The sequence below is a fragment of the Embleya scabrispora DSM 41855 genome, from assembly GCF_000372745.1.
GTDB lineage: Bacteria > Actinomycetota > Actinomycetes > Streptomycetales > Streptomycetaceae > Embleya > Embleya scabrispora.
Window position 1 is genome coordinate 111,726 of the sequence record NZ_KB889671.1, and the last position, 10,065, is coordinate 121,790.

General features: G+C 69.2%; 13 protein-coding genes. 6 read left to right on the plus strand and 7 right to left on the minus strand.

Annotation, left to right across the window (positions count from 1 at the left end):
• Nucleotides 1-26 precede the first annotated feature (26 nt).
• Nucleotides 27-470, minus strand: coding sequence for an ATP-binding protein (locus A3IC_RS73600; RefSeq protein ID WP_079026635.1), 444 nt, complete (start codon nt 468-470; stop codon nt 27-29).
• A gap of 241 nt (nt 471-711) precedes the next feature.
• Here A3IC_RS73600 and A3IC_RS0123685 point away from each other — a divergent pair, with 241 nt between their 5' ends.
• Both A3IC_RS0123685 and A3IC_RS56200 read left to right on the plus strand, forming a co-directional pair.
• A complete protein-coding gene (locus A3IC_RS0123685; protein WP_026218644.1) occupies nt 712-1,572 on the plus strand; it encodes a helix-turn-helix domain-containing protein in 861 nt (286 codons plus the stop codon).
• Complete coding sequence (locus A3IC_RS56200; protein WP_020552548.1) at nt 1,569-1,763, plus strand: DUF397 domain-containing protein; 195 nt, start codon at nt 1,569-1,571, stop codon at nt 1,761-1,763. The genes A3IC_RS0123685 and A3IC_RS56200 overlap by 4 nt, the downstream gene beginning before the upstream one ends.
• A 227-nt stretch (nt 1,764-1,990) precedes the next feature.
• Here A3IC_RS56200 and A3IC_RS0123695 read toward each other — a convergent pair whose 3' ends face one another.
• Nucleotides 1,991-2,605 (minus strand): TetR/AcrR family transcriptional regulator, encoded by a 615-nt coding sequence (locus A3IC_RS0123695; RefSeq protein ID WP_020552549.1) that lies wholly within the window; start codon nt 2,603-2,605, stop codon nt 1,991-1,993.
• On the minus strand, nt 2,605-3,453 hold the full coding sequence (locus tag A3IC_RS0123700; protein ID WP_020552550.1) for an oxidoreductase: 849 nt from the start codon (nt 3,451-3,453) through the stop codon (nt 2,605-2,607). The genes A3IC_RS0123695 and A3IC_RS0123700 overlap by 1 nt, the downstream gene beginning before the upstream one ends.
• A 208-nt stretch (nt 3,454-3,661) precedes the next feature.
• On the opposite strand from A3IC_RS0123700, the gene A3IC_RS0123705 reads away from it, so the two are divergent.
• From A3IC_RS0123705 to A3IC_RS0123715, 3 genes are all read left to right on the plus strand, one after another.
• The gene (locus A3IC_RS0123705; RefSeq protein ID WP_020552551.1) at nt 3,662-4,279 is read left to right on the plus strand and encodes a dihydrofolate reductase family protein; all 618 of its coding nucleotides are present in this window, start codon (nt 3,662-3,664) and stop codon (nt 4,277-4,279) included.
• Nucleotides 4,280-4,543: 264 nt separating this feature from the next.
• Nucleotides 4,544-4,795, plus strand: coding sequence for an alpha/beta fold hydrolase (locus tag A3IC_RS73605; protein ID WP_020552552.1), 252 nt, complete (start codon nt 4,544-4,546; stop codon nt 4,793-4,795).
• Nucleotides 4,796-5,112: 317 nt separating this feature from the next.
• Nucleotides 5,113-5,475, plus strand: a complete 363-nt coding sequence (locus tag A3IC_RS0123715; protein WP_026218645.1) for a cupin domain-containing protein — start codon at nt 5,113-5,115, stop codon at nt 5,473-5,475.
• A gap of 135 nt (nt 5,476-5,610) precedes the next feature.
• Here the strand turns inward: A3IC_RS0123715 and A3IC_RS0123720 are convergent, their stop codons facing one another.
• Nucleotides 5,611-6,555 (minus strand): MerR family transcriptional regulator, encoded by a 945-nt coding sequence (locus tag A3IC_RS0123720; protein WP_020552554.1) that lies wholly within the window; start codon nt 6,553-6,555, stop codon nt 5,611-5,613.
• A 157-nt stretch (nt 6,556-6,712) separates the two neighbouring features.
• Nucleotides 6,713-7,408 carry a TetR/AcrR family transcriptional regulator gene (locus tag A3IC_RS0123725; RefSeq protein ID WP_020552555.1) on the minus strand — a complete coding sequence of 232 codons (696 nt, stop codon included), beginning with the start codon at nt 7,406-7,408 and terminating at the stop codon, nt 6,713-6,715.
• 63 nt (nt 7,409-7,471) lie between these two features.
• Here A3IC_RS0123725 and A3IC_RS0123730 point away from each other — a divergent pair, with 63 nt between their 5' ends.
• Nucleotides 7,472-7,978, plus strand: coding sequence for an SRPBCC family protein (locus A3IC_RS0123730; RefSeq protein ID WP_020552556.1), 507 nt, complete (start codon nt 7,472-7,474; stop codon nt 7,976-7,978).
• 21 nt (nt 7,979-7,999) lie between these two features.
• On the opposite strand, the gene A3IC_RS0123735 is transcribed toward A3IC_RS0123730, so the two are convergent.
• Both A3IC_RS0123735 and A3IC_RS56210 read right to left on the minus strand, forming a co-directional pair.
• On the minus strand, nt 8,000-8,590 hold the full coding sequence (locus A3IC_RS0123735) for a MepB family protein (protein ID WP_020552557.1): 591 nt from the start codon (nt 8,588-8,590) through the stop codon (nt 8,000-8,002).
• A 168-nt stretch (nt 8,591-8,758) separates the two neighbouring features.
• On the minus strand, nt 8,759-10,065 hold a 1,307-nt coding region (locus A3IC_RS56210), incomplete at its 5' end, for a M28 family peptidase (protein ID WP_020552558.1).

The window sequence follows — 10,065 nt, forward strand, 5'->3', positions numbered from 1 at the left end:
TGGCGGATGGTCGAACACCCGACTCCTCAAAGCCGAGCAACAACAAACGGCGCAACCAACGCGGGCCCCTGGCGAGGCGGTTCGGGCACAATCTCCGCCCGAACCCACTTCCCCCCACCACGCACGGGCCCGGACCCCAACCCGCACCCGAGCGCCCAGACGAGGAACAGCCCCCGCCCGGAGCACTCTTCGTCGTCCCCGGGCGGGTCGACGCTGAGCGCGAACGGCGCACCGTCGTCGACGACTTCGACGACGACGACCCCGTCGACCACCTCACACGAGATGGACCGCGCCCCACCGGCATGCCGGATGGCGTTGCCGACCAACTCGGAGGCCGCGAGGCGCAATACGTCGACGGCTGCGGACGCACCGCGCGCAGCGCCCGCTATCGCTACGAAATCTCTTGCCAGGGAGGCTGCTTCGGGACCGGGTGGCAGATTGATTCGGCTCGTTGCCGGCAACCGGGGCATGGCGCTTACTCCTCACTGCCATGTGGTGCGCAAGGCATTGCGATCCTGCTGCGCTTGGTGATTCGACAGGCGCAGAGGGTGACTGGAACGAGATTGCTCCTCTTTGCGTACGCGCGTCAAGCGACTCTCACGCAAAATGCAGAACTACTGCATGCGAGAAGCTGGATGGCTACGCTCGATCTGTCCGCAATGCTGTCCGGAAGTGCGTACACCCGCCCGCACACCTGAGCGAGGGAGAGACATGGCGAGCACAGGCCCCGGAAACCTGAAGGCCCGACGAGACCTCGGTGATCAGCTTCGCAAGCTCAGAGGGAAGCGCACTGCCACGAGTATCGCCGCAGAACTCGGCGTGAGTCCGTCCACCGTGACGCGCACCGAGACCGGCGAACGTGTCTGCACCGAGGAGTACTTCCATGCCTTGGCCGACGTCTTCGGCCTGACGGGGGAGAAGCGTCAGACACTCGAAGAACTGGCCATCGCCGTCTGGGACGCGGATCCACCCTGGTGGGCCAAGTTCGCCGACGTCCTGTCCGCGAACTACGCCGCGCTGCTCGAGTACGAGGAGACGGCGCTTCGTCGTCGCGACTACCAAATCAACCTGATCCCAGCCCACCTACAGACGGAGCCGTACTCCGAGGCGGTGACGGCAGTCGATTTCGCCGGCTTGAGCCGGGACGCGATCGATGATCTCGTGGCCATTCGGCTGGAACGGCAGCGTCGAGTGTTCGAGGCGGACCCGCGACTCGAAGTCGAAGCCGTTGTGACTGAGGGGGTGTTGCGATGGGCAGTGGGCGGTCCTGAAGTGCATCGCAACCAGCTCGCTCGGCTCCTCGACGTGACGGAGCTTCCGAACGTTTCGTTGCGGGTGATCCCATTCACGGCGGGAGCCGGTGGGACTTACGCCAGTTCGTTTCAGATCCTGTCGTACGGTGGGGACGAACCCGAAGTCGTCTTCGGTCAAGGTGTCTCCGGGAGCACCTTCATGAACGACCCTCGCGAGGTACGGCGATTCGGCCGATTGTTCACCACCCTGTCCAAGCACGCATTGAGCTTGGAAGATAGCCGTGCACTGATCGCGACCATCAAGAAAGACACCACATGACCCTGGCTATAGGTACCGACACCGTTCTGGTCTGGAGGAAGAGCACGTTCAGCGGTGCCAACGATGACTGCGTCGAGACCGCGCCCACCGCCATGGCCGTGGCCGTGCGCGACAGCAAGGACCTCACCGTCGGCAACTTCGCTGTCCCCAACCACTCCTGGGCTCGGCTGACGGAAGCGCTCAAGCGCTGATTCGCTCGACAAGCGAATCGGGGCTGCCCCTCGGCATGACGAGGGGCGGCCTCACCTGCGTCGAGGCGCGCGTAGCCTCTTCGAGACTCACCAGGGGTCATCGTCGGGCGGGCCGGGGGCAACCGTGATGGTGCCGACGTCGCCACCAGGCCCGAGCCCGGGCCGGCCTGACCCTCCTGAGAGGGCATTCGACGGTCGTTACCGCTTCATCGTCCATGCCGGATGCATCAGGTGTTCAGGCCGGCGCTGAGCAGCCAGATGTGTTCGCAAGTGGCCGATGCCTTCCGGAACTTCTCGCGGGACTCTTGCGAGGCGTGGTAGAAGGTTCGCTCGATCATCCAGCACAAAGAGCGTGCCATCGCCGATGCCTGGTCCGGTTCGGTGCCGGCCTGAACGCCGGCTCTTTCCAGGACGGCGGTGATGGCCGTGGTGAACAAGTCGGCTGTATGGCTCCACAGTTCGCCGACCTCCGGCACGGTCAACGACAGGTCGATCGCCGTGCGCATGACCAGGCCGTGTTCGTTCCACAACTCGACCGTGCGCTGCATGGCTGCCGCGATGGCCCGGCGCGGCTCGTCGGTCTGCGCGGTGGCACGGGACCGCTCCCACAGGTGCTCGACGGTCCGGGCCACCAGCGCCGTGACGACTTCCTGCTTGGAGCCGAAGTAGAAGTACAGGGCGCCGCGGGTGATCCCGGCGCCCTGGGCGATGTCGCCGACGGTCATGGCGTCGTAGCCCTTTTGCGCCAGCAGAGCTTCGCAGGTGTCCAGGATGGCCCGCTCCCGGACATCGCCCTTGCGCTCGGTGCCGCGTCGGCTCCGCGCCGGGTGGTGGCCGGACATCAGAGCTGAGCGCCCTCGTCGAAGTCGGTCGTACGGGAGAGCGCCCCCCATCCGCGGATGTCCTCGTCCACGGCCGTGCGCGCGGCGGTGACCAGGCGCAGCGCGTCCGAGCCCAGGAGGAGGTGGGCCGGCGGCCGGTCGACCGACGCGATGTGCACGACGGCCTCCCCGGCCCTGGCCGGATCGCCCAGCTGGTTTCCGCTCGCCTTCCGCCGCGCTGCACGGATGGGGGTGAACAGCTCGTCGTAGTCGTCGATGGACTGCGCGGCGCGTGTCATGGACCGACCGGCCCAGTCGGTGCGGAAGGAGCCGGGCTCGATCGCCGTCACGTGGATCCCGAACTGTGCGACCTCCTTGCCCAGTGCCTCGAGAATGCCTTCCAGGGCGAACTTGCTGCCGCAGTAGGCGGACATCCCGGGCACGGCCATGAGCCCACCCATGGAGGTGACGGCCATCAGGTGCCCGCTGCGGCGCCGGCGCATGTGGGGCAGTGCCGCCTGGAGGGTGGCCATCGCCCCGAATACGTTCACCTCGAACTGCCGCCGCACCTCGGCCAACGGGGTTTCCTCGAAGGTGCCCTCCAGGCCGTAGCCGGCGTTGGCGACGACGACATCCAAGGCGCCGATGCTCTCCTCCACCTCCGCGACCACCCGCGAGACGGCGTCGTCGTCGGTCACATCCAGGATGCGGCCGTGAGCGTACCCGGGCCGGAGCCCCTCGAAGGCCCGCAGGTCTTCCTCGGAGCGGACCGTGCCGACGACGGTGTGCCCGGCGGTCAGGGCGGCTTGGGCGAAGGCCCGCCCGAGGCCCGTACTGACGCCCGTGATCAGCCACTTCTGCTTCTGCATTGCTCCTCCAGAGAGGACTCGAACCGAGCCGGACTGCTCGCGGTCCCCAAAAGTCTACACTCCGTCGATTTTTCTCATCGCAGTGCAGATTCCGGCGACACCTACGGCTTCGCCGACCGCCCCATGCCGGCCTTCCCCGATCGAGAGCGGAGGCCGGAGGCGTACGCGTGAGCGATGAGTCTGGGCGGCGGATCGGGTCTGCCTTGGTATGACTCGAATCATCGCCGACATCTCCGTCTCCCTCGACGGCTTCGTCACCGGGCCCGACCCCGGTCCGGACAACGGTCTGGGTACCGGCGGCGAGGCCCTGCACACATGGGCGTTCTCCGACGACCCCGACGACCGCCGGGTCCTGCGCGAGGGGACCGCCCGCTCGGGCGCCGTCGTCCTCGGCCGCCGGCTCTTCGACCTGGTCGACGGGCCGAACGGCTGGGACGACACGTGCGGTTACGGCGCCGGCGAGGTCGGCAAGCCCGCGTTCGTCGTCGTGACGAGCTCGCCGCCGGAGTCGGTGCGGACATCCGACCTCGACTGGACGTTCGTCACCACCGGTCTGCCCGACGCCGTCACCGCCGCGCGCGAGCGAGCCGAGGCGGCGTCGTCGGACAGCGGCAAGGACCTCGACGTCGTCCTCATGGGCGGTGGTGCCACGATCGGCTCGGCGCTCGACGCCGGGCTGGTCGACGCGCTGACGCTGCACCTGGCGCCCGTCGTGCTGGGCGCCGGGACACCACTGTTCACCCGCGGAGCACCGCGCACGCTGGTGCAGCGGAGCGTGATCTCGACATCGACCGCGACCCACCTGACCTACGACGTCTCCCGGTGATCCGATGACCACTGTGAACGCCAATGACATCGCCTTCGGCATCGAGTCGTTCGGTGACGAGGACGCGCCACTCGTCCTGCTCGCGGGCGGGACGACGATGCTCTCCTGGCCCGCGGCGCTTTGCGAGCGCCTCGCCGCCGGCGGGCGCCGTGTGGTGCGCTACGACCTGCGCGACAGCGGGGAGTCGGCAACGACCCCGTCGCCGCGCGCGCAGTCGCTGCGCGCATCTGGGACCGCACGCCCGGCACCGCACCACCGGTCCGGATGGCCAACCAGATGGGCATGGTGTTCTCCGGGCTCGACTGCACACCCCGCCGGCGCGAGCGCCTGCCCGAGATCGAGGTCCCCACCCTCGTCGTCCACGGCCGCCGCGACCCGTTCTTCCCCGTCGGCAACGGCGAGGCGATCGCGCGCGAAATCCCCGGGGCACGGCTGCTCGTCCTCGAGAAGGCCGCCACCGCGATCCCCGAAGCGGCGATCGACGAGGTCATCGAGGCGATGCTCACGCTCGGCTAGAGGACGGCGGACGCCGCACGGGTCCGGCCCCCACGCAGCAGTGGACTTCGGAGGCTCGGTCCGCCCGCTCGCGATCGGCACGATTCCCACCCGAGGAAGACCTCCGATAAGAGTCCACAAAGCGGGGGTCCAGTGAAGATTGCGGCCCGCCACTTCCTTCCGCACGACCCCGCCGGCTGTAGGCGGAAAGGTCGCCTGGTCCGGTGGAGGGACGTAGCGTTGGGGGTGCGGGGGATTTTTCTCATATCTGCGAGGCGTCGGCGGCTGATCGTTCGACGCTCGGCCGCGGCGATGCCTCCCGAGTGGAGGAGGAGACCATGACCGGTCTCGTCCGTAAGAATTTCGCATCGCCCGAGGAAACCCGTCCGTTCGAAGCGGACAAGGGCAAGGTCGATCTCGTTTCCCTGAACGCCATCCCGGTGGGTCGGGGCACGTTCGAACCGGGCTGGCGCTGGTCGGAGCACGTGAAGCCGATCGCCGGGACCGACAGTTGTCAGGCGTCGCACGTCGGCTTGACGCTCTCGGGACGGATGCACATCGTCATGGACGACGGTGAGGAGATGGAGTTCGGAGCCGGAGACCTGATGGTTTGCCCGCCCGGACACGACGCGTGGGTCGTCGGTGACGAGCCGTGCGTGGTGCTCGACTGGGCCGGCTACGGCGACTACGCCAAGCGATAGGCGGCCGAGAAGCCGGCCGTCGAAGGGCACGAGTGACCGCTCCTCCAGCACACGCCCGTCATGCCTCGGTCGCAACCCGACGGCAACCCGCCCCGGCCGGCCCGCCGGCAACGGGGTCGGGCCGGCCGGGGGTGGTCACGCGTCGTGGCTGCTTTGCAGGGCCTCGATGAGCCATGGATGGATCGGGAGCAGGCCCGGGATCAGCTGCCAGCCCCTGACGATCCACACGAGCCGCCAGTAGCGGTCCACTCGGGGGTCGTGAGCGGGCTCGAACTGCCGGGCCATCCAGGTGCGGAAGGCCGGGTCGGGGGTTCGGCCGAGGGCCTCGGCGAATCGGCGTACCAGGTCGTCGACGACGGGCGCGGCTTGTTCGCCGGCCGGGTCGATGCCCGCCTCCCTGGCCTCGGCGACCTTCCGGCGGGTGAACGCCATCAGTTCGTCTCCGGCCTCGGTCTCGATGTCGAGCGTGCGTCGGCCCGCCTGGTAGGGGGCCGCCCGTCGCATCCGGGCCCGGAAGTCCGCGTCGCCGACGAGTTCGGCGATCTCCACCCATGCGGCGACCTGTTCGGGGGAGGGGTCGTCGGGGAGATCGGGCGTGGCGGAGCGGACCATCGCCGCGACCACCGGGTCGGCGCCCACCGCCTCCGTGCCGAACGTGTCGTCCAGGAAATCGTCGATCAGGCGGCGGCGTTCGTCACCCGACAGCTGCGTGAGTCGGTGCATGAGATTGGTCTCCTCGGGACTGGACCCGCGCGTGGCCACGACTCGCAGGACACTCCGACGCAGTTGCAGGATTCGAATCTGCACGTCCACCGCGTCGGCATGCGCCGCGGCGACGTCCGCCATTGCGCGTTCGCGGTTCAGCACCTGCCGTACCGTGGCGAGATCCATCCCCAACTCGCGCAATGTGCGGACGAGTTCCAGACGCAGCAGGGCGTCGAGGTCGTAGAGCCGATATCCGGCGGGAGTTCGGTCGGTCGGTACCACCACGCCCGAATCGGAGTAGAACCGAATCGTCGTGACCGACAAGCCGGTCCGCCGGGAAAGCTCCCCGATCGAGTAGAGAGTCGTACCGTCCATGCCCCCACCCTCCTGTCTCGAGCCACTGGAGACTCAAGCGGCGCAACCCCGCTCGGGACCCATTCTCGGCAGTCGTAGAGCAGCATCGGTTGTCGACGGCGAGCAACGAGACGTGTGCCACCCCATGGAGCAGCCACCCGAGGTCGGGGGCGATGGGTCAATGCCTGTCGGGGCTCGCCCCGCGTGAGGCGCCGTCGAGGACGATGTCGACCGTGCGGGACGCGAAGTCCGGGTCGGGCGGGAGGCGGCGGAAGACCAGGTGCAGCCAGGCGGCGCCGGCCAGGAGGTCCATCAGGAGCATCGGGTCGGCGTCGGGGGCGAGTTCGCCTCGGGCGATGGCGCGCTCGAAGAGGGGTTGTTCGCGGGCCAGTCGGTCGGCGAAGAACGCCCGTGTGTGCTCGGCGAGTTCGGGGCTGTGGGTGACCGCGCCGAAAGCGGCGACGGCGATGTCGGCGGTGGGTGGAGCGGTGAGCAGCCCGACGACCCCGTTCGTCAGGGCGGTCAGGTCGCCGCGAAGGCTGCCGGTGTCGGGCAGCGGGAAGTCGAGCCGACCGGCGCCGGTGAGGGCGGCGCCGAGCAGGGCGCCCTTGGACGGCCACCAGCGGTAGATCGTGGTCTTGTTGACCCCGGATCGTTCGGCGACGCCCTCGATGGTCAGGCCCTCGTACCCCTTGTCCGCGAGCAGGTCGAGGGTGGCGTCGAAGATCTCCCGGGACTTGCGCGGCCCACCGCGCACGCCGCGCTCGCCGCTCCCGCGGTTGGCGTCGCCTGTGTCGTGGTCGCCCGAACCCCCGCCGCCCAGGGCAGCGGGACTCGTGGCAGCGGGGTCCGCCGTGTGGTGCTCGTTGCTCATGTGTGGAGAATACCTCGAAATACAACGCGACGTTGCGTTGCGTTCGGTGTTAGCGTGGCGGGCATGGAGCCTCAGGAGCACGAACCCGAACCGCCGGCGACGAGTGGGCGCGTCTGGGAGATCGAGGAATCGTTGACCGTGCCGCTTCCGCCGGAGGCGGTCTACGCGGTCGTCGCCGATGTGCGGCGGATGAAGGAGTGGAGCCCGGAAGTCTTCGCGATCTGGCCCCGTGGCCGGAGCTTCGTCGGCTTCAACCGCCGGGGCCCGTGGGTCTGGTTCACCACGTGTCGGATCGTGACGGCCGACCCGGGCCGGGAGTTCGCTTTCGACGTCACCTCGTTCGGCCTGCCGATCGCCCGCTGGGGCTACCGCCTGACGCCGGCGGAGGAGGGGACGGTGGTCACCGAGTACTGGAACGATCGTCGCCGCGACGGGTGGCGTCGTCGGGTCGCCGAAGCACTCGGCCTGGTCTTCACCGGCACCCCGCCCGCGCAGCGTGCCGCGCGCAATCGCCACGGCATGCGCACGACGCTGGTTCGGCTCAGGGCCGCGTGCGGGGGAACTCCCTGACCCGCCGGGGGCCGGGGACGGCTACCGCGCCGCGTGCGGGTGGTACAGGGCCCGGCAGCGGGCCGGATCCGGCGACGCCTCGGCCGTGATGGTGAGGAAGTGGTCGAGCTGCCAGGCCCGGGTCCGGTCGGCCTGCCGGTTGGTGGTGCTCACCCACGGCGGGTAGACGCGGAAGCCGCGCTTGCCGCCACTGCCCCGCACCGAGAGGATGCCGCGCTCGCGCAGGACGGCCTTCGGGAAGACGAACTGCCCCAAGTGTTCGCCCTGCCGGGAGCTGATCACCACCAGGTCGAGCCGATCCTCGGCGGCGAGCGGCTCGATCGGGCCGGCCGCCGAGCGCTGCCACAGGGTGACGAACTGACCGACCTTGGTCGGTGTGGTCCCGGCGATCCGGAAACGGACCTCGGCGCCGTCGACGGTGAACACGTGGGCCCTGTACTCCGCGCTCTCCGGCTCGGCCACCGGCGTCGAGCACACGAACCCGTTCGGGTCGTAGACCAGGGACTTCGCCGCGAGCAGGTCGGCGGGAAGCGACGCCGGCCAGGAGGTGGGCGCGGACTCGGGTCCGAGCCCGGACCCGGTGACGTCGGAATGGTCGGGATTCGTGGTCATTCCGGCATCCTGCCGGCACCGGCCGGCGGCACCGGCGGCGGCACCCCGCGCGATCGGTCGTGACGCGATCGACCGGCCCCGTCACGGTGTGATGCCCGGTAGGCCATCCTGCGGCCTACCGGGCATCACAATCGGGGAAGTCGGGGACCAACTTACGTGCGCATCGACTCAGCAGGCGCCGAGGTCGACCCACACTCCCCACTGACCGGTGGTCCCGGGGACCTCGCCCTGGGTCCACCACTTGGCGCGGTAGGTGTGGCCGTTGTACGAGACCACGCTGCCGTTGGTGTAGATCGAGTTCTCGTTCCACGCGGGCGCGGTGCAACTGCCCGGACCACTGCCGACGGTCAGCGTGTACGTCGTCGAGTGCACGACGGACCCGGTGCCGGTGATGGTGATCGGGTAGGTGCCCGGCGTGGTGTTCGCCGCGACCGTGATGGTTGCGGTGGCCGAGGAACCGGACTGTACGGACGTCGGGTTGATGGTCACGCCGACGCCGTTCGGGGCCCCGCTGGAGGTGAGCGTCACCGTCTGCGCGGTGCCGCTCGTGGTGGCGGTGTTCACCGTCGCGGTGCCCTGGCCGCCGAGCTGGATGGTGCCGGCTGCCGGGACGGTCGTGATGGAGAAGTCGGGTCCGGGTGTGGTGCCGCCGACCGCCGTCTTCCAGATGGCGTAGGCGATCCCGTCGGCGCTGCGGTTGAGGACCGTGGCGTCGACGTTGGAGGTGGTGTCACACGCGGAGTGGTAGCAGGAGTCGTACGAGGCGCCTGCCGTGCCGCCCCACTTCGTGGCCTGTGCCTGCGTCTTGGTGTCGCCGGCGCCGGCCGCGTAGCCGGAGGTGGGGATGCCGCCCTGCTGGAAGGAGTAGTCGTCGGAGCGGCCCTGGCCCTCGACGTTCTCCTCGGGACGCAGGTTCAGNNTGTCCCAGTACGCCTTCANCGGNGCNGCNGTGGNGGAGTTGANGTTGTTGATGAAGTAGCCNNCGTTNNGCGAGCCGACCATGTCGAAGTTGTAGTAGCCCTTGATCGCGGCACGCTGGGTGGAGCCGAGCTGGCCCACGTAGAACTGCGAGCCCTGGAGGCCCTGTTCCTCGCCGGCCCACCAGCCGAACCGCACGTGCTTGGTGAGGGTGGGGTTGGCCTGGGCGAGGGCGAGTGCGTTCTCCAGGAGGGTGGCCGAGCCGGAGCCGTTGTCGTTGATGCCGGGGCCGGCCGAGACGCTGTCGAGGTGGGCGCCGAACATGACGACGGAGTCGGCGGGGCCGCCGGGCCAGTCGGCGATCAGGTTGTTGGAGCGGTAGGTGCACGAGGTGCAGGTCTGCTCGGTGACGGTGNAGCCGGCCGCCTGGAGCTTGCCCTTCACGTACGCCACCGAGGCGGTGTAACCCGCGCTGCCCGCGCGGCGGTTGCCGCCGTTCTGCGACGCGATCGTGTTGAGCTGGGACAGGTGCGCCTGGACGTTGGCCACGCTGATGT